Source organism: Kribbella qitaiheensis (assembly GCF_014217565.1).
Classification (GTDB): domain Bacteria; phylum Actinomycetota; class Actinomycetes; order Propionibacteriales; family Kribbellaceae; genus Kribbella; species Kribbella qitaiheensis_A.
Genome location: NZ_CP043661.1, coordinates 363,074 through 381,631, shown reverse-complemented (window position 1 = coordinate 381,631; position 18,558 = coordinate 363,074). Strand labels below are relative to the sequence as shown.

19 protein-coding genes and 2 pseudogenes are annotated in these 18,558 nt (G+C 67.9%); 8 read left to right on the top strand and 13 right to left on the bottom strand.

From position 1 onward, the window contains the following. Nucleotides 1-63 precede the first annotated feature (63 nt). Nucleotides 64-264, bottom strand: a pseudogene (locus tag F1D05_RS42730) (acyl-CoA dehydrogenase family protein); the annotation flags it as partial. A 241-nt stretch (nucleotides 265-505) separates the two neighbouring features. Here F1D05_RS42730 and F1D05_RS01675 point away from each other — a divergent pair. Both F1D05_RS01675 and F1D05_RS01670 read left to right on the top strand, forming a co-directional pair. Beyond that, nucleotides 506-1,666, top strand: a complete 1,161-nt coding sequence (locus tag F1D05_RS01675; RefSeq protein WP_185445590.1) for a hypothetical protein — start codon at nucleotides 506-508, stop codon at nucleotides 1,664-1,666. Continuing rightward, a complete protein-coding gene (locus F1D05_RS01670; protein WP_185445588.1) occupies nucleotides 1,582-2,064 on the top strand; it encodes a hypothetical protein in 483 nt (160 codons plus the stop codon). Before F1D05_RS01675 ends, F1D05_RS01670 begins: the two co-directional genes overlap by 85 nt. A 20-nt stretch (nucleotides 2,065-2,084) precedes the next feature. On the opposite strand, the gene F1D05_RS01665 is transcribed toward F1D05_RS01670, so the two are convergent. From F1D05_RS01665 to F1D05_RS42450, 6 genes and pseudogenes are all read right to left on the bottom strand, one after another. Further along, nucleotides 2,085-2,957 carry an aminoglycoside phosphotransferase family protein gene (locus F1D05_RS01665; RefSeq protein ID WP_185445586.1) on the bottom strand — a complete coding sequence of 291 codons (873 nt, stop codon included), beginning with the start codon at nucleotides 2,955-2,957 and terminating at the stop codon, nucleotides 2,085-2,087. Between the two features lie 67 nt (nucleotides 2,958-3,024). Next, nucleotides 3,025-3,720 carry a VOC family protein gene (locus tag F1D05_RS01660; protein WP_185445585.1) on the bottom strand — a complete coding sequence of 232 codons (696 nt, stop codon included), beginning with the start codon at nucleotides 3,718-3,720 and terminating at the stop codon, nucleotides 3,025-3,027. A gap of 84 nt (nucleotides 3,721-3,804) precedes the next feature. Next, a complete protein-coding gene (locus tag F1D05_RS01655; protein ID WP_185445583.1) occupies nucleotides 3,805-4,389 on the bottom strand; it encodes a hypothetical protein in 585 nt (194 codons plus the stop codon). 113 nt (nucleotides 4,390-4,502) lie between these two features. Next, entirely contained in the window at nucleotides 4,503-5,528 is a 1,026-nt protein-coding gene (locus tag F1D05_RS01650; RefSeq protein ID WP_185445581.1) for a DNA topoisomerase IB, read from the bottom strand. 1 nt (nucleotide 5,529) lies between these two features. Then, complete coding sequence (locus tag F1D05_RS01645) at nucleotides 5,530-6,351, bottom strand: sigma-70 family RNA polymerase sigma factor (protein ID WP_185445579.1); 822 nt, start codon at nucleotides 6,349-6,351, stop codon at nucleotides 5,530-5,532. A gap of 274 nt (nucleotides 6,352-6,625) precedes the next feature. Then, nucleotides 6,626-7,086: pseudogene (locus tag F1D05_RS42450) on the bottom strand (VOC family protein). 93 nt (nucleotides 7,087-7,179) lie between these two features. Between F1D05_RS42450 and F1D05_RS01635 the strand changes: the two are divergent. Continuing rightward, entirely contained in the window at nucleotides 7,180-8,133 is a 954-nt protein-coding gene (locus F1D05_RS01635) for a helix-turn-helix transcriptional regulator (RefSeq protein WP_185445577.1), read from the top strand. 591 nt (nucleotides 8,134-8,724) lie between these two features. Here the strand turns inward: F1D05_RS01635 and F1D05_RS39345 are convergent. Further along, nucleotides 8,725-8,928: an FAD-dependent oxidoreductase gene (locus F1D05_RS39345; protein ID WP_219732986.1), complete on the bottom strand. Its 204-nt coding sequence runs from the start codon at nucleotides 8,926-8,928 to the stop codon at nucleotides 8,725-8,727. Nucleotides 8,929-9,039: 111 nt separating this feature from the next. On the opposite strand from F1D05_RS39345, the gene F1D05_RS01625 reads away from it, so the two are divergent. After that, nucleotides 9,040-9,324: a DUF2188 domain-containing protein gene (locus tag F1D05_RS01625; RefSeq protein WP_185445575.1), complete on the top strand. Its 285-nt coding sequence runs from the start codon at nucleotides 9,040-9,042 to the stop codon at nucleotides 9,322-9,324. Nucleotides 9,325-9,328: 4 nt separating this feature from the next. Here F1D05_RS01625 and F1D05_RS01620 read toward each other — a convergent pair whose 3' ends face one another. The 3 genes from F1D05_RS01620 to F1D05_RS01610 all read right to left on the bottom strand — a co-directional run bounded on the left by F1D05_RS01620 (nucleotide 9,329) and on the right by F1D05_RS01610 (nucleotide 11,558). Beyond that, the gene (locus F1D05_RS01620; protein ID WP_185445573.1) at nucleotides 9,329-10,036 is read right to left on the bottom strand and encodes a GAF and ANTAR domain-containing protein; all 708 of its coding nucleotides are present in this window, start codon (nucleotides 10,034-10,036) and stop codon (nucleotides 9,329-9,331) included. Nucleotides 10,037-10,140: 104 nt separating this feature from the next. Next, entirely contained in the window at nucleotides 10,141-10,863 is a 723-nt protein-coding gene (locus tag F1D05_RS01615; protein WP_185445572.1) for a GAF and ANTAR domain-containing protein, read from the bottom strand. Continuing rightward, entirely contained in the window at nucleotides 10,863-11,558 is a 696-nt protein-coding gene (locus F1D05_RS01610; protein ID WP_185445570.1) for a GAF and ANTAR domain-containing protein, read from the bottom strand. Before F1D05_RS01610 ends, F1D05_RS01615 begins: the two co-directional genes overlap by 1 nt. Nucleotides 11,559-11,717: 159 nt before the next feature. Here F1D05_RS01610 and F1D05_RS01605 point away from each other — a divergent pair, with 159 nt between their 5' ends. After that, nucleotides 11,718-12,497, top strand: a complete 780-nt coding sequence (locus F1D05_RS01605; protein ID WP_185445568.1) for a GAF and ANTAR domain-containing protein — start codon at nucleotides 11,718-11,720, stop codon at nucleotides 12,495-12,497. 180 nt (nucleotides 12,498-12,677) lie between these two features. Here F1D05_RS01605 and F1D05_RS01600 read toward each other — a convergent pair whose 3' ends face one another. Then, nucleotides 12,678-13,148 carry a GNAT family N-acetyltransferase gene (locus tag F1D05_RS01600; RefSeq protein WP_185445566.1) on the bottom strand — a complete coding sequence of 157 codons (471 nt, stop codon included), beginning with the start codon at nucleotides 13,146-13,148 and terminating at the stop codon, nucleotides 12,678-12,680. Between the two features lie 110 nt (nucleotides 13,149-13,258). On the opposite strand from F1D05_RS01600, the gene F1D05_RS01595 reads away from it, so the two are divergent. From F1D05_RS01595 to F1D05_RS01585, 3 genes are all read left to right on the top strand, one after another. Beyond that, complete coding sequence (locus F1D05_RS01595; RefSeq protein WP_185445564.1) at nucleotides 13,259-15,304, top strand: heavy metal translocating P-type ATPase; 2,046 nt, start codon at nucleotides 13,259-13,261, stop codon at nucleotides 15,302-15,304. Between the two features lie 186 nt (nucleotides 15,305-15,490). Next, nucleotides 15,491-16,303, top strand: a complete 813-nt coding sequence (locus tag F1D05_RS01590; protein WP_185445562.1) for a hypothetical protein — start codon at nucleotides 15,491-15,493, stop codon at nucleotides 16,301-16,303. Nucleotides 16,304-16,407: 104 nt separating this feature from the next. Next, nucleotides 16,408-18,129: an MOSC and FAD-binding oxidoreductase domain-containing protein gene (locus tag F1D05_RS01585; protein ID WP_185445560.1), complete on the top strand. Its 1,722-nt coding sequence runs from the start codon at nucleotides 16,408-16,410 to the stop codon at nucleotides 18,127-18,129. Nucleotides 18,130-18,171: 42 nt separating this feature from the next. Here the strand turns inward: F1D05_RS01585 and F1D05_RS01580 are convergent, their stop codons facing one another. After that, on the bottom strand, nucleotides 18,172-18,531 hold the full coding sequence (locus F1D05_RS01580; RefSeq protein WP_206686035.1) for a hypothetical protein: 360 nt from the start codon (nucleotides 18,529-18,531) through the stop codon (nucleotides 18,172-18,174). Between the last annotated feature and the right edge of the window lie 27 nt (nucleotides 18,532-18,558).

The window sequence follows — 18,558 nt, the reverse complement described above, 5'->3', positions numbered from 1 at the left end:
AAGGCGGCCCATCTTGCGTTCGTTCGCCCCGAAGGACAGCCCGGCAGCGTCACCCGGCACCACGAAGGCGGTGATGCCACGCGGCCCCGGCTCGCCGGTACGCGCCATCACGACGTACACGCTGGACGACCCCGCGCCCGAGATGAACTGCTTCACTCCGTCGAGCACATACGAGTCACCGTCCCGACGAGCCGTCGTACGCAACGCGCCCGCATCCGAACCGGCCTCGGGCTCGGTGAGGCAGTAGCTGCCCAGCCCTTCCATGCCGGTTGACCATCGTGCTCCGTTCCCGCGATCGGCGACCTTTAGGTCAGCCTCATCATTTAGTAGGACACCCAACTATATGCATGGACGTCCTACTAAATGGAAGTCCGCACAGGTGTGGCCTATCTCGCCTACCAGGTCAGTCGTAGTCCAGGACGACAGGTGCAGGGTTGCCACTGTTGCTACTGGCGGGAAACACTCTGACCACCTGTACCTCGTCGCCCCACGAGAAAGGTCTTAGATGAGCTGGCTTGGAAAAGCACGACTCACCGTTGTCTCCCTGGCTGTCGCAGGGCTCGCGCTGTCCAGTACGTCGTACGGCTGGAGCGCCCAGACTGCGACCACCTGGCCTGGTGGATCCTCGGTCTCGACCGCTGACGGCAGCAATGTCTTCGGGTCGAACCTGAGCGGTCTGTCCTTCCAGAGCCCGACCGTGGTGTGGGCGGTGAAGAACGGCCCCGGCATGATCTACAAACTCCTCCCCGACGGCGCGAAGTGGAAACCTAGCCCGAGTAGCGGCAAGGCACTGCACTACAGCAACGGCAACGGCGACCCCGATGCCGAAGGTGTGGTCGCGACTCCCGACGGGCTGTTCGTGTCCACCGAGCGGGACAACAAGAACGACGAGGACAGCCTGCTCAAGGTGCTCCGCTTCGACCCCAACTCGACGGCGTCCTCCCTGAACGCGACCGGCGAATGGAACCTCACCCCAGACCTGCCAGACGTTGACCCCAACGGCGGTCTCGAAGCCATCTCCTGGATCCCTGACAGCTTCCTCACCGCGCACGGCTTCCGCGACGAGCACACCGGCGCGGCCTACTCCCCCAGGAGCTACTCGGGCCACGGAACCGGCCTGTACTTCCTAGGTCTCGAGGACAACGCCACGATCTACGCCTACGCCCTGAGCCTGTCCGGCAGCAGCTACACCCGGGTCGCCACCATCACTACCGGCTTCGCTGGGGTGATGGATCTCGAGTTCGAACCCGAGACCGGCCACCTCTGGGCCGAGTGCGACGACACCTGCTCGGGACAGACGAAGACCCTGGATCTCAATGCCCAGGGCAAGTTCGCGGTCACGGCCACCTACAGCCGCCCGTCCGGCATGTCGAACCTCAACAACGAGGGCTTCACGATCGCCCCGCAGTCGACCTGCACCTCCGGCCACAAGACCGTGCTCTGGTCCGACGACGGCAACACCAGCCAGCACGCCTCCGCAGCGGCACTCTCCCCTGCACCAGCTGACTCGACCCCGACCCACGACGTACCGTCGCGTTGCCGTGGGTCGGGGACGGCCCTCCCGTGTGGTGGACTTGAACGATGGTCTTCCTCGTGGGTCTCGTCGTCTTCCTGGTCAGCCTGCTGGTGGCGAGCTGGGGGTTGGTCAGCACGCTGGTCGCGCTGATCCGTCGGCGCCCCGCGGGGCGTGCTGCTCGCGTCCTACGTGGGCTGGCTCTGCTCACCGGCGCGCTGGCCGTCGGCGGCTACGCGTTCGGCGTGGTGGTGATCGGCGCCCAGCAATCGGAGTCGTCGCACGGCACGGACTCGTCACCCTCGCCCGCCTGCCGGCTGTCCGCGCCGACGCCCAGCTCCATCAGCCACGTCACTGGCTACGACGCCGGCTACCTGCCGCTGCGCTTCGACTGCAAGCTCGACGACGGTACGACGTACTCAGCCGGCGTCGTCTCGCCCTGGCTCACCCCGGCGATGCTCGCCCTGGGCGCAACCGCCCTCGGCCTCGCCTTCGGCGCCCGAAGCACCACCACTCGCCGTACGCCGGAAGCCGCCCCGGTCGCCGCCTGACCTCGGAAGCGCGGCGCGACCTAGAGGAAAGCGCCGAGGAGTCGGTGGCAGCGGATCGGGTCCTCGGTGAGGCCGGCCTTGAGGCCCCAGAGCCAATAGTCGGTGGTGCGGAAGACGACCCAGTCGCGGGCCCGGTCCCGGTCGAGTTCGGCTGTCGCGACCAGGGTGGCGAAGTGGTCGAGGAGTTCGCCGTCGGTCTTCATCGCGTCGATGCTCATCCAGAGGATCCGGGCGAGGTCGAGTTCGATGTCGCCGCGACAGAGCACGGGATCGACCACCAGCCACGGTTCGCGGGCACCGCGTAGTACCTGATCCGCGTGGAAGTCACCGTTGACGGCCAGGTCGTGCTCGGTGCTTGCCAACCTGCCACCACCGAGGTGCTCAGCTTCACGCAACCAAGCCTCGTCGAAGGGGCGACCCAGCCGATCCCACTCCGGCTCGAGCTCAGCGGCCCGGCGGCTTGCGATCTCGGCAGTAGACCAGGACGTCGGGTCCCCCGGCACCGCGAGCCGACGCATCAGACCGCCGAGGATCCCGATCGACTCGGCGAGCGGAGCGTCGCTCAAGGGACTGCCGAGGCGTTCGAGCAGCATGGCGCCCCGGTCGGCCTCGGCTTCCACCAATCGCACCATGCCTCGGCCGTTCCACCAGCTCAGCGCGTGGATCTGCTCGGTGACCTCCCGACCAGGAGGCGACATCCGAAGCGCCAGCGGTTCGCCGTACCGGAGTACTGGTACGACGATCGCGTTCGACCCGTGCGCGAGCCTGCCGTCGAGCTGGAGATTCCATCGCTCACACTGGTCCCGGACGCTCGCCGGCAACGACGCCAGCCATTCCTGCCCCTCGTTCCACCAGCGAGGCATCGCCAGGAAGGACGGCGGCAGCTCGATCACCCAGGCAGCCTAGCGACCGCCTGACCGAACGGCACTCGGGTTTCGCTCAGCGCGACCCGGCCGCCGGTCAGCTCTCTTTCGCCGAATCCGGCGGCGTACATACGCACGCCTTGTTGCCGTCCTGGTCGGCGATCACGGTGAACGACGGCGCCTGGCTGTCGTCGACGACGATCCCACCGGCGGCGACGGCCGCGGCGATCCGCTGCTCGGCCACGTCGGCCGGCACCCAGACATCGATGTGGAACCGCTGGCGCGGCGTCTCGTGCTCATCGGTCTTCTGGAACCACAGGATCGGCATTCGCCCGGTGGCGTCCCGGATGTCGTTGCCGGTGCTCCCGCGCCCCTGCGCCTCGGTGCTTCCGGTCAGCAGAACCGCCCAGACCGGAGCGATCTTCTCGATGTGCGCGGTGTCGATCGCCATCTCGATCGCCGTGATCGCACTCGGCGCAGCCACCACCGCCTGCTCGGCGGCAATCTCGGTGATCCGCCGGGCGAGCTCGAGGTCCTGCTCCGTCACCCATTCGATGATGTGCTCGGTGCCCTCGCCGTCGCGATAGACAGCGTCGTCGCTGATCACCTTCAGATCGACGTACCCGCTCCCCATCGCCACCCGCGGATGGTGCCCGAGCGCATCTGCTGCCTGCCCCACCGCGGCGACGAACCCGCCGCCGAACCCCTCGACTACATAGCGCGCATGAAGTCCCTGCCCCAGCTTCCGCCAGTCCTTCAGGTCCGCTTCAGCGATCTGCTCATCAGTCAGCATGTCCACACCTGCGACGATAACCCCCGTTCCGGACGATCAACTTCCGGAACTCCCAGCCTCGCCGTACTCCGGGCGCCAGCGTTATCAGCTGGACGACGGAGGTTCGCTCAGGAAGCGGGCCGGATCGCCCGCAGCACTGGCGTTGGAGGCCAGCCACGCCTGCAGCCCGGCCGGATCCCTCCGCTCGAGCTCGTCGAGACACCGCGCCCGAGCCCGGACGATCTCCAGCCGTCGCGAGGCAACAGGCTCGATCTTCAGCGCCTCGTAGCTGCTCTGCCACTGACGACAAAGCAGCAAAGTCGGCTGCTGGCGAAGCTCATCACCCTTGTCGGCCTTCGGCAGGAACCGCCGTACGACGGGCGGCGAGGTCCCAGCCACCAAAGCCCCGATCAGCAAGGCGCCGGGTCCGAGCAGCGCGAGCAGCCCCGCAGCGCCGACGCACGCGCACCCGACTACCAGGCCCGTCGTCATCGCCCGCCGCAGCCGATCCAGACCCACCTGGGCATCGGCATCCATCCGGGCGATCAGCGCGGTGAGGAAGCCGAGCAACCCCGGCACCAGGAACAACGGCACCAGCGAGACGGCCGGCAGCGCAAGCACTGCGGCCGCGATCCCCAGCGCGACCACCAGGCCGCACGCACAACCCCAGACGAGGCGGAAACGCACCATAACCACGTGATACCCACCCAGCAAACGGAACTGCGCCGGTCGACAGGTTCCCGGCGCGACCCTGCCGTTCGACGCCTACGCCGCGGCGATGTACGCGGAGAGACCCGCTGCCTTCACTTGCGTTGCCGACCACCTTCCGCGACCAGGCGGGCGACGGACGGGTCGAGCTTCTCCCGGACCTTCTGCCGCTCGAGTTCGTCGGAACCGACCTTCTTGATCGCCCGGGCGATCGTCCGGCCTTCCTCGTACTGCGCGATGACGCGCGGATCCACATACGATGCGCGGGCCACCGTCGGGGTGTTGCCCAGATGCTCCGACACCTCGGTCAGCATCTCCTTGACGGCCTTCTTGGCGGTCCGCTCGGTTTGCGGCGGATCGGCCTCGGCCAGGTCCACCGCGGCGTGGACGGTGGCGGTCCAGGTGCGCAGGTCCTTCACCGTGTACTGGTCGCCGACGAGTTCCTGGAACCGCGCGTTGATCGAGCTCGCATCGATCTCGTGCCAACCGGACTTGTCGTGGAAGACCAGTAGCCGCGGGTTGTCGTGCTTGCTCCGTCTGAGCGCGGATACCGCCGCGGCGAGCTTGTCGTCCTTCAGTTCGAGTGTGCGCTGCTTACCGCCCTTGGCGATGAAGTCGAACACCAGCAGGCCTTTGCGGACCCGTACGTCGTCGCGGAGCAACGTCGCGGCACCCCGGCTGCCCGCGTCCTCGGCGTACCGGGTGTTGCCGATCCGGAAGACACCGTGATCGAGCATCCTGAGGGCGGTCGCCAGGACCCGGGCCCGGCCCAGCCCCGCCGTACACAGGTCCCGATCCACCGCCGCGCGGAACTCAGGGAGCCGGGCTGCCAGGCGTTTCACCCGATCATGCTTGTCATCATCCTGCGACGTGCGCCACTCGTCGTGGTACAGGTACTGACGACGGCCGGCCTCGTCCGTCCCGACCGCCTGGATATGCCCGTTGTGGTGCGGGCAGATCCAGACATCGTTCCAGGCAGGCGGAATCACCAGCGCCCGGATCCGCTCGACCACCGCGGCATCGTCGACAACGTTGCCGTCGGCATCGAGATAGCCGAATCCCTTGCCCCGGCCCCGCCGGGTCAGGCCGGGCTTCGCCGGATCGCTCCGTCTCAGTCGCACGTCAGGCGGCCGCGGGTGCGGGGGTGAGTTTCGCGCGGAGGTCGTTCAGGATCTGGCTGAGCAGGCGGGAGACCTGCATCTGGCTGACGCCGATCTCCTTGCCGATGTCGGCCTGGATCCAGCCCTCGACGAAGCGCAGTTCCAGGATGCGCCGCTCGCGCGGTCCCAGGTCTGCCAGCACCGGCTGCAACATGTCGACGGCCTCCAGCTGACCGACCGTCCAGTCCTCCTCGGCAGGGACCACGTCGGCCAGCGACAGACTTCTTTCCTCTGCCGGCCGGTCCAGCGACAGCACCTTGAAGCACCCTGTCGCGGCCAGCGCCTGCTCGACGTCTTCCAACTCCACGGCCAGGTACGCCGCGAGCTCTTCCCGCGTCGGCTCGCGGTTCAGTCGCTGCTGCAACTCGGGGAGCTTGGTCAGGATCATCCCCTGGACCTCCTGCAACCGCCGCGGGATCCGCACGGTCCACGCGCAGTCGCGGAAGTACCGCTTCACCTCGCCGCGGATGGTCGGGATCGCGAAACCGATGAACGGCGTATCTTCCTCGAGCCGGTAGCGCTGGGCCGCCTTGACCAGTCCGAGGAACGCGACCTGGTCCAGGTCATCGGCTTCCGCACCCCTCCCGCGGAACCGGTGCGCGATGCCCCGGGCGATCTCGATGTTGAGTTCGATGACATCTTCGAGCAGCTCCTGCCGCTCGGCCTCATCGGAGCTTCGCGCTCGCCGCTCCAGCAACGCTCTGGTGGCGGCTTCGCGCTCGGCCCTTTCTTCGGGCGTGGAACACTGCGTCGGTACTGAGGTGGGGGTATTGCCAGAAAGCATGATCGACCCTCGCGACTTGTCGAGTCACGGCGCAGCCTCATCTCTGGACCACGGTCAGAATGCTTGTCCCCGCCCGTACCCCGATCCGTCCGAACCCATGCGCCACCAACAGCGCTCTCCCGTAGGATCTCTCATGACGGGCCTCCCTCCAGGACGTCGCCGCCGCCGGGATCACGCCGGCCGACCGGCACGGTCCATCACCTGGTCCCCGAACGCGACGACGACACGCCCGAAACGCTGGCTGTCGCCGTCGCGGCCGAGTGCGCCGCCCACCTCAGTCCAGACAGAACTCGTTGCCCTCAGGGTCGGTCATCACGATGAAACCGAGGCTCAACGGCGGTGCGGGTTCGTGCCTGCTTTGTCGCGTCGCTCCCAGCGCGACGAGCCGATCGCACTCGAGCTCCAGCGCCGCCATCCGCTCGTCCTTCTCCAACCCGGGAGCTGCCCGGATGTCGAGGTGAAGGCGGTTCTTGGCGACCTTGCCCTCGGGCACCTGCTGGAAGAAGAACCGCGGGCCTCGCTTGTCCGGATCCTCCAGAGCCGAGGCCGTGTTGCGCTCCGCCATCGGCACGCCGGCCGCTCGAGGAACTCGTCCCAGGCTGCCAGCGGGTCGTCGCCCTCGGCGAGCTCGACTCCGGGTGGGCCGGGGTGGACATAACCGAGGACATCGCGCCAGAACAGCGACAGAGCCGCCGGGTCATGGGCGTCGAAGGTCACCTGGATCTCGCGGCTCATCGGTCTGCTCCGTTCGTAGCGTTGATTTGCATAGACCCACCCTGACACCCCAAGCGGACAGGATCGGTCCGCTAGATCTGGCAGGCTGGTCGCATGGACGACGAGCTAGGGACGACCGAGCGGGTGCTCACCCTGCTCGGCCTGCTGCAGCAGCGCCAGGTGTGGACCGGCCCCGAGCTCGCCTCCCGGCTGGGCGTCACTTCACGCACCGTACGCCGCGATGTCGAGCGGCTGCGGACACTCGGCTATCAGGTGCAGTCCAGTCAGGGCGTCGGCTACCAGCTTGGCCCTGGAAAGGACCTGCCGCCGCTGCTGCTCGACGACGAGGAGGCGATCGCCACCGCGGTCTCGCTGCTCGCCGGGGCGGGTGCTGGCGTCGCGAGTGCCGGCGACGCCGCAGTACGGGCGTTGACCAAGCTCGACCGCGTGCTGCCGACCAGGTTGCGGCACGAGGTGCGGGCCCTCTCCGGCTCGGTGGAGTCCTTCGGCGGAGGTCGGCCGCCGATCGATCCCGAGGTGTTGATGACGCTGGCCAGAGCCTGCCGCGACGAGGTCGAGGCCGGCTTCGACTACCCGTCCGGGAGCGAGGTACGGCGACGTCGGGTCGAGCCCTACCGCCTGGTCGCCTCAGATCGGCGTTGGTACCTCCTCGCTTACGACCTCGACCGCGACGACTGGCGCAACTTCCGCGTCGACAAGATGACCGACGTGGCCGCCCGAACCTGGCACTTCCGCCCCCGCCCGGCGCCCGACGCAGCGTCGTACGTCCAAGAAGCCGTTGCGAGCCGGGTCTACCTGCACCAGGCCCGCTTCCTCGTGCACGCACCGGCCGAAACGGTGCGCGCGCAACTTCCGGCGTCGGCGGCCGTCGTGCGACCGCGCGACGACGAGCACTGCGAGGTACTCAGCGGGGGCGGCAGCCTCGACTTCGTCCTCATGCACATGGTCCTGCTCGGCCACCCCTTCGAGGCCCTGGACCCGCCGGAGCTGGGTGAGCGCTGTCGCATCCTGGCGAAGCGCCTGCAGTCAGCCGGCGCCAACCTCTGAACCGTGCCGCGGCCTCCCTGTCCATGACGAACAACGCCTCCGGGCACTTGGGGCGGGCGACGAAGCGGACACCGGCCAGTCCGGCGCCAGGGCCACTACAAGTTCCCGTACGGCGACTTCCGCCGCGTGCACCGGTGCGGTGTGATCAGCGCCGAGTCACGCGCCGCCCAGAACGACTACGACAACATCACCAAGGCCGTCGCCGAACTCCACGAACTCCTGGACGGCGACCACGCCTGACTACCCCCCGGAGCTATCTACCCTCCCAGATCCTTGTGGCTGTAGGGCTTCAGCGCACCGCCCGTCAGGCTGGCTGGCTGGCTGGCTGGCTGGCTGCGACATTGTCCGCGGCCCGGTTGCCTTGTCGTTCGGCGTGCTGGGCCGTTATCGGGGTGATCTCGCCGGGTCGGGTGAGGTCCGGCACGGCGACCGCGTCACCACAGGCGAAGACCGTCATCGGTCGCGTCGGCCAGTTCGAGCTGCTGAGTCAGGTGGTCGCGGAGGAAGACGGCCTCGGGGATGCCACGGAAACCGTGCGCGTGCTCGGCGATCCCGGGGATCGGCAGGAGCTTGTTGACGCTCCGGCAGCGATCACGAGCCGGTCGTACGACAACTCACCCGGCGCGGTTCGAGGATGCCGGTCGCCACCTCGGGCAGCAGCGGTACGTAGAGGAAATAGTCGGTGGGGTTCACCACGAGGATGTCGGCGCGGCCCTTGGCGAGCCGGCACAGCCGGCGGGCAGCATGGAACCCGGCGAACCCGGCTCCGATGATGACGATCCTCGGCCTGTCCATTCGCCACTTTTACCAGTTGCCCAACTCCCCGAACAGTGCGGCTCGCCACGATTGCGGCCGGAAACGGCGGGTACCGGGGCCCCGATCATCATCGGGGAAGGGGAACAGGCCGTGGACACCAGAGATGTCGAGACGTACTGCGAGCACGGGGTGTGGAGGAGCCGGCGGGTCGGTTCGGATCAGCCGTTCTCCAGCGGCGGACCGCGGTTGAGGCAACTCACGATCGGCGCCGAGGTGGCCCGCTGGGCGGGTGTCCGGCACATCATCAAGGACTCCGACGGACAGATTGTCGAGACCAACATCTATGCCAGCGGCCCCTATCCGTCCCGATCGCCCGTCAAGACGATCCATTACACCGGCGGCAACCGGGACCACGGGCAGCCGGCACCGGCCTGACGGCTCAGGTGGGCAGCCGCCCGTTCGGGAGTTTGCGGGTGTCGATCACGTGCTGGGCGACGTCGCGCAGCTTGGTGTTGGTGTCTTGCGAATAGCGCTGGAGAATCGTGAAGGCGCGGGCCTGATCGACGTCGTAGCTGATCATCAGGATCCCCATCGCGACCCCCACCAGCTTGCGGGCATCGACAGCCTGGCCGAGGGTGTCCTGCTGCCGCCTGGTGGCGACAGCGATCGAGGCATGCCGGGCCAGGATGTGAGCGACCGCCAGGTCGTCGTCGGAGAACCCGTTCGCCGCGTCGCTGTAGACGCTGAGTACGCCGACCGGCCGGCCCGCCACTGGAAGCGGCAGGTGCAAGGCGCTGCGGATTCCCGCCGCGGCGACCTGGGCTGCCCATTCGGCAGTCCAGCGATCATCGGTCAACACGTCGGCGACCATCACCACGACATCGTCCTTGACAGCCGTGATCAGCGGTCCGTTCCCGGTGTCGATCTGCCGGCGGTAGAGCTCCGCCAGTGCCTCATCGGTGACCGCGGCAACTTCCGGCGAACGTCCCCGCCTGATCAGAACTACGCTCGCACTGCTGCACCCGAGCGCGTGCACCGCGAACTTGGCGACGGCCTCGACGGTCTCGCCGATACCGCCGGCGGCGTGGAGGTCGACCGCGAGCCGGGCGAAGATGTCGGCCGCAGTCAGTTCACGGTGATTGAACACACTCAAGACTCCAGACGCGCCGCAGCACCGGGACCACTCGTCCCTGGAGCTCTCATGGTGCGCCCCCCGCGGGGTTGGCGGCGGCCCGTCGGCGAAACTGATCCTCAATTGGTGCTGACGGCGTGGTCGATGAGCTGGCCGGCGACTTCGCCGAGCGGGCGCCCGCTGCTGCCGGCCAGCGCCAGCAGCAGGTCGAACGCCTCGTCGGTGGGGACGTTCCCGGCGTACGCGATCACGCCTTTGGCACGCTCGATCACGATCCGCTGGTCCAGCGCGGCCCGGGAGCGGGCAACCACGTCCTGGGCGGTCACGCGGCCGGAGTGAACGATGGCGACAACAGCCACGTCCGCGAAGGCCTGGGCGATCTCGCTGATCTCGTCGATGGATCCGCCGTCGACGAAGAACAGATTGACAGCGCCCAGCGCCTCGCCGTGCCAGATCATCGGAACCGCGTGGACGGCCGTGTATCCCGCCGCCGCGAAAGCCCGCACCACCGTCGGCCAACGGTCGGCGATCTGCGCGCTACCGACCACGGTGACCGGCTCGAGCGTCTTCACCGCGTCGACACAGGCCCCCTCGTCGGCCTGGAGCTGATAGAGCTCGATCTGCTCGGCGCGATGGCTGGTCGAGGCGAGCAACTCGAGTCGCCGATCATCCGGCCTGGCCACCACCAGACCCGCCGCGGCGGCTCCGGTCGCGCGACTGCAGCCCGCCAGCAGCGAGGAAGTCATCCCGATCACGTCCTGCTCGCCCAGCAGGCCGGCCGTCGCGACCGCCAGTTCGTGCAGCGCGTTGCCCGCGCGTCCGGCGTTCTCGTGCATGGTCATCAGTCTCCCTGGGAGAAGTCGAGCCGACGGGCAACAACCAGCTCGGCGATCTCAGCCAGTGTGGTCTCATGCGCATACGCGTGTGCTCGCAGAATGGCCAGCGCGTCATCCGGCCCGAGCCGGAGCTGAGCGATGACCATGCCGGTCGCTTGGTGGATCGCCGCCCGCGAGGACCACGCGCCGCTGTCCGTGACGCCCGCCTCGTTCGACGGGTCACGCAGCAGCGCCGCGCCGACGGCATCGGCGAGGAACTGCGCCGTCTCGTCCGACTCGGCCGCCTGCGGAGTACTCGACATGTACAGACTCAACGTGCCGAACACCTGCTTCCCCGGTCGCATCGCGAAACATTTGACCGAGCCGGCGCCGGCCTCGGCGCGCGCGGCCCGGCTGAATTCCGGCCAGCGCCGCCCGGTCTCCTCGTCGAAGTCGACGACCGCCGGCTGACCGGTCCGGAACGCGTCGTGACACGGTCCCTCGCCCAGCACGTCCTGCAGATCCTCCAGCCGCGCCGCCAGCTGATTCGTCGCGGCGAGCGTGATCCTGCTCGCGCTGTCGTTGCTCACCGTGATGGAGGCCGCGTCGACGCTCAGGATCAGCCGGCACGCCTCACACAACCGCTCGGCCAGGTGGCGGTCCCGCGCGTTGGCCGCCGCGAGCCGCGCCAGCCGGGCCAGGATCACCGCATGGTCTGTCATGACCTTCTCCGCCTCGGGCCGTGATCGGTGGCGTCCACCACTCCTGTCACGCTACGCCGTTCGGTGATCACAGCGGCCGTCCCCCCACGGCAAGCCTGGAATTTCGGCTACAGAGCGTGCTGGTGGTGTGAATTCGAGGCGGCTTGCCATGATGAGCGCATGGTTCACTCCGACGGAGCGGGTGCCGCTGACGCACCCTTGGACTCCCACGTGCAGCTCGACCATCAGCACGTGGCCGACACGTTCGCGCGGCTGGCGATCGAGCTGCACGATGCCGACGGCGTCGTGGAGACGGTCGAGGCCGTGGCCCAGTTCGCCTTACAGGCGCTGAACTGTTCGTACGCCGGAATCACCCTCTACACCCGGGGCGGCCGGCCGGAAGTCGCCGCCGTCACCGATCCGGTCGTCGCCGAGGCGTACCAGATGCAGCTCGACAGCGAGACCGGACCGCTGGTCACCTGCCTGCGAGAGCGGAGCACCGTGCTGATCCGGGACACCACGACCGAGCAGCGATGGCCTGACTGGGCAGCCAAGGTCAGCGCGCTCGGAGTACGAAGTGTTCTCGACGTACCGCTCGTCACCGGCAGCGACCAATGCCGGACCGTCGGCGTACTCGGGCTCTACAGCCCCGATCCGGACGCGTTCGGCGCCGACGACGAGGCGATCGCGCACATCCTCGCCCGGCACGCATCGGTCGCCGTCGCGACCGCGCGCCACGAGATCTCGATGGCGCACGCGGTCGATGCCCGGAAGCTGGTCGGGCAGGCGATGGGCATCCTGATGGAGCGCTTCGACGTCGACGGCGACCGCGCCTTCGCCATCCTCAGGCGCTACTCCCAGGACACCAACACCAAGCTGCGCGACGTCGCCCAACAGTTGATCGACACCCGTCGGCTGCCGGCAGAGGGGCAGGGCCATACCAACGGTGCCGGCACTTGAGGAGTTGCGGCAGCGGCGGAGCCAGAAATGGTTCGGCCACGGCGACGAGGTGATCGCCGCGACGGTGGCGGAGATGGATTTCGACCTGGTGGAGCCGAATCGCGGTGGCGTTGCACGACGCGATCTCCCGCAGCGACCTCGGCTACGTGTCCGAAGTACCGGCTTTCACTCGGTACGCCCTCAGAGCTCGCGCAGGTCTTTCGCGTAGCAGTGGGTGAGAGGCTGGTCGACGTACTTGCCCCACGGCGCCGTGCGGGCGTATCCGCTCGACTCGTACAGCGCGATCCCCTCAGGCTGTCGCTCACCCGTCGCCAGCCGCAGCACCGGATGCCCAGCCACTCGCGCCAACTCCTCAAGGCCACCTAGCAACGCACGGGCATACCCACGCCCACGCGACCCCGGTACGACGTACATGCGCTTGAGCTCGCCGTCGCCGGGATGCTCGGTGCCCGGGCCGAAAGCCTGTACTGCGCCGCAGCCGATCGCGATGCCGGCGTCGCCGAGTACAACGAGGTAGCGCGCATCGCCTTTGACCTGGGAGCGACCTACCGCTCCGTAGCGCTCGACCAACTCGGCGAACGCGGCCTTCAGGAGCACCAACAGCTGGGCGTCGTCAGCCGCCCTCTCCTCGAAGCGGATCTCACCCGCCACGGTAAACCCCCATCAGCTCGGAAATCGATATGTTGGCTGAGACATCCGGAATACCCCATAGGGGTATAGTGTTAAGGGTGGTGACGAAGCGGGCAGTGAAAGGAATGATCATGGCGAAGGTCACTGAGCACGGCGTACCGGGTCATCACGAAGTGGATGCCCACAGCAACCACTCGGGGCACGACAAGCATGCTGGGCACGATCCGGAGATGTTCCGGCGGAAGTTCTGGTTGAGTCTGCTGCTGACATTGCCGATCGTGGCGACCAGCGAGATGGTGATGGACTGGTTCGGCTACGAGCTGGACTTCCCCGGGATCAGCTGGGTCGGTCCGGTGCTCGGGACGTTCGTGTTCCTCTACGGCGGCTGGCCGTTCCTGGTCGGTGGCATCCGCGAGGTCCGCGACCGGGTACCCGGGATGATGCTGCTGATCTCGATGGCGATCACAGTCGCGTACGTCGCGTCGCTCGCGACCAGCGTCGGGCTGTTCGACCTGGACTTCTGGTGGGAGCTGGCCGCGCTCGTCACGATCATGCTGCTGGGCCACTGGCAGGAGATGAAGGCGATCGGCCAGGCGCAAGGCGCGCTCGCCGCGTTGGCCGCGCTGCTCCCCGATGATGCCGACCGCGTCACCGACGACGGCATCGAGACCATCCCGGTGGCCGAGCTCGGAATCGGCGACGTCGTCCTGGTCAGGTCCGGCTCCCGCGTCCCCGCCGACGGTCAGATCGTCGACGGCGCAGCAGAGCTCGACGAATCGATGATCACCGGCGAATCCCGGCCGGTCTCTCGCGCCATCGGCGACCGCGTCGTGGCCGGGACCGTCGCGACCGACTCCGCGATTCGCGTAAGGGTCGATGCGGTCGGCGATGACACTGCTTTGGCAGGGATTCAGCGGCTCGTCGCGCAAGCACAGGAGTCGAGCGGACGCGCGCAGGTCCTGGCCGATCGGTTCGCCGCGATGCTGTTCTACATCGCCACCACCGTTGCCTTGATCACCTTTATCGCCTGGTGGGCCTTCGGCACCCTCAACGAGGCGGTCGTCCGGACCGTCACCGTCCTGGTCATCGCTTGCCCGCACGCCCTCGGGCTGGCCATTCCGCTGGTGATCGCACTGTCCACCGCGGTCGCAGCCAAGTCAGGCATCCTGGTCAAGGACCGGCTGGCGCTGGAGCGGATGCGCACCGTGCAGGCAGTCCTGTTCGACAAGACCGGCACGCTGACCAAGGGCGAGCACGTCGTGACCGGCGTCGCAGGTGACGGGATCGACGAAGACGCCGTACTGCGTATCGCCGGTGCCGTGGAAGCCGACAGCGAGCACCCGCTAGCGCGCGCCATCGTCACCGCCGCCGACCAGCGCGGCGGCCGCGCGAAAGCAGCCGAATTCAAGTCGCTCACCGGACGCGGCGTCCAGGCCGTCATCGACGGAACCACCTACGCCGTCGGCGGACCAGCGCTGCTGCGAGAGCTGGCCGCGACAGTCCCCGACTCCTTGCGCGACCACGCCGAGGAATGGTCGAACCGAGGCGCCGCGGTCCTCCACCTCCTGCGCGACGACGTAGTGATCGCGGCCATCGCCCTGGAGGACGAAGTACGGCCCGAGGCACGGGAAGCAGTCCAACAGCTCCGGGCAGCCGGCATCGCCAAGCTCGTCATGATCACCGGTGACGCCGAGCCCGTTGCCCGTGCGGTGGCAGCTGACCTCGGATTGGACGAGGTGTTCGCCGAGGTACTGCCTGCCGACAAGGACAAGGCTGTCAGCGAACTGCAGGCCCGCGGATTCACAGTGGCAATGGTCGGCGACGGCGTCAACGACGCCCCCGCGCTGGCCCGCGCCGACGTCGGTATCGCGATCGGTGCCGGGACGGACGTCGCCATCGAGTCTGCCGGCGTAGTACTGGCCTCGTCGGACCCGCGCGGCGTGACGGGCGTGATCCGCCTGTCCAAGGCGTCGTACCGGAAGATGACCCAGAACCTCGCCTGGGCAGCCGGCTACAACGTCGTCGCGCTCCCGCTTGCCGCCGGCGTACTGGCCTGGGCCGGCATCACGCTGAGCCCCGCCATCGGCGCCGTCCTGATGTCAGCCTCGACCATCGTCGTCGCCGCCAACGCCCAACTCCTCCGCCGCCTCCACCTCAACCAGGGAGGTAGTCGGTGAAGGCCGCGGTGATCTCGGCGACGAAGGTCTCCGGCGATTCCACGGCGAGGAAGTGTCCGCCGTGGTCGGGTTTGGTCGAGAACGAAGTGCGGTGGGGATGGGCTGTGGTGTGGTGTGGCCCAGGTTCACCAACGTCCAGGAAATTCGCCTACTGGCCGGAAGGCCAGGCTCTTGTGGAGGTAGGAAATGGTCAACAGGATCAGTAGACGGCAGGCCTTGAAGCTCGGCGGAGGCGTGGTGGCCGGCGCCGCGGTGGCCGGCTCGCTCGCCGGGAGCGCCGAAGCGGCCGGCGACTGGATCCGGCTCCCGATCATCACGGCCAACATCGGCCGGAAGAACCTCGGCGCCCGGCAGGCGGCGATCGCGGCCGTCCGCGACGGCGATCCGGGCAACCGGCCGTTCGTCGGCTGGCAGGAGATCAGCGAGGGTGACACCGGCGAGCCGGCGATGATCTCGCAGTCCTTCGGCGACGCCTACACGAACATGTTCCTGAACCATCCCAACTCGTACCGGGTCCCGATCTCCGTCCCGCAACCCTGGAACCTGTACAACTCCGACCCGATCTTCGTGCACGGCGTCGTTCCCGACGTGAGCCCGCCGCGCTGGATCAACGAGGTCGTCGTCCAGCACAACGCGCATCCGGGGCTGAAGTTCACGCTGATGAACACGCACTACCTGTACAACGCCTACAACGGCGCGCAGCGGCCGAACCTGCGCCCCTACTGGGACCTGCACAAGAAGATCCACCGCGAGCGCGTGATGGCCCACCACAACAACGGCACCCTGGTGATCTGGACGGCGGACACCAACAACCCGAACTACGACACCGCGACCGCGCAGCCGAACGAGCACTCGGTCTACACAGGCGGCATCGACCGGATCAACTGGCTGCCCGGCGACGGCACGGTCCAGCTCGACTTCATCACCTCGAAAATCATCCCGCTGAACGTCGACGGCCACGACGCGCACGAAGCCATCTTCCACATCCGTCTCGCCTGACGCCCAGCGCCGTCTTACCTGCCATCCACAACAGCTGCAGGTCGACGGTGGCGAACCATTGACCTGAGTGACATTCTCGAGAGACCTCCAGAAAGGAGCGGCAGATGGGCCTGCCCTGGCAACAGGGGCCACTCGCTAGGGAAGCGGCCGGCAAGTCCTCGATCCTGTCGGTGAACGTCGGGATGCCGAAAGACGTGGCGTGGAACGGCAAAACCGTCTTCACGGGTATCTGGAAGTATCCGGTCGACGGACCCGCGATGGTCCGCCGGCTCAACATCGACGGTGACGGCCAGGGCGACAAGGGTGGGCACGGCGGCGAGCAGCGGGCCGTGATGGTCTACCAGCTCGAGTCCTACCAGTACTGGCAGGAGTACTTCGGCCGCGACGACTTCAGCTTCGGCCAGTTCGGCGAGAACTTCACCGTCGCCGGGATGCCCGACGACGAGGTCTGTATCGGCGACCGGTATCGCATCGGTGCGGCCGAGTTCGAGGTGACCCAGCCGCGCGTCACCTGCTACCGGGTCGGCCTGCGGATGGGCGAGCCCGAGCTTCCTTCGCTGCTGGTCGCTCACCACCGCCCGGGCTTCTACCTGCGGGTCATCACCGAAGGAGAGGTCCAGGCCGGCGATCAGATCGTGAAGACGAGGACCGGTCCCAACGCCTTGTCGGTCGCCGCGGTGGACGCGCTGCTCTATCTGCCCGACCGCGATCCGGAGGTCCTGCGCCGCGCCACCGAGATCCCCGCGCTCAGCCCAGGCTGGCAGACGTCGTTCCGCGACCTGCTGGAGACCTCTTCCGAGAACGAGCCTTCTTGGCCCGGTTTCCGGCCGCTACAGGTCACGAACGTGGTCGCCGAGAACTCGATGGTCTCGTCGATCTACCTGTCCGCGCCTGACGGGACACCCTTGCCAGCTGCTCAGGCCGGCCAGTACCTGACGCTGAAGATCGCCGACCCGGACATCCGGGTCCCGGTTCGCAGCTACTCGTTGTCGTCCGCTCCCGGCAGCGACGGCTACCGGATCAGCGTGAAGCACGAGCCGTACGGCGTGGTCAGCGGTTATCTGACCACCAAACTTCGGCCCGGCACTGTCGTCGAGGCGGCCGCTCCGCGCGGAGATTTCGTGCTCGGGACAGCCACCGGTCCGGCCCTGCTCATCTCGGCCGGGATCGGACTCACGCCGGTGCTGGCCATGCTGCATCAGCTCGCGAGCGTCCGCAGTACGCGGGAGGTTTGGTGGATCCACAGCGCACGCGGGCCGCAGGAACATGCGTTGGCCGCGGAGGCACGTGAGTTGCTCGCGTTGTTGCCGAACGCGCGCGAGCACATCTACTACAGCGGCACCACGGGCCGCCTGACGAAAGACAAGCTGCTGGAGTTGGCGCTCCCGGCCGAGGCGAGTGCGTACATCTGCGGGCCGGCTTCGTTCATGGCCGACATGCGAGAGGCCTTGATCGCGGCCGAACTCGAGCCGGATCGCATCCACACCGAGCTGTTCGGTGCCCTGCCGCCGATCAACCCCGGGATCGCCGGGCAGGTCAGCCGTCCACCGCACCAGCCACCGGGTCCACCCGGAACCGGCCGGATGGTGACCTTCGCCCGGAGCGGCATCTCAACCCCGTTCGCCAAAACCACCCTGCTCGAACTGGCTGAAGCCTGCGACGTCCCGACCCGCTGGAGCTGCCGCACCGGCGTCTGCCACACCTGCGTAACCCCGGTCCTCTCCGGCCAGGTCACCTACTCCCCCACCCCACTGGAACCGGCGGCCGAAGGCGAAGCGCTCATCTGCTGCGCCCGCCCGACCAGCGACATCGTGCTCGACATGTAGCCGACATCGCCGGCCTGGACCCGACCGCCGGGCGAGTAGTTACTACTGCTGGCTCCAGGTGGCGTAGGTGGTCTCGCCTTGGCTGGCGTCGTCGGCGGGGACGAGTGCGCTCTCGGTCGGCGAGATTCCGTAGTAGACGGCCTTGGGGTCGGTGACGACCTCGGGCATGTCGTTGCTCTCGGCAACTACCTTGCGGAAGAACTCGTCCATCCGGAAGCGCTCCGGACCGCCGACCTCCAGCTGGCCCTTCAGCGGCGCACCGACCGCGACCCGGCCGACTGCCTGGGCTACGTCCTGAGCGGCGATGGGCTGGAAGAAGACGTGCGCCAGCCGGACCGTGTTCCCGTCGGTGGCGGCGTCCGCGATACTCGGGACGAACTCGAAGAACTGGGTCGCGCGCACGATCGAGTACGGGATCGACGAGTCCTC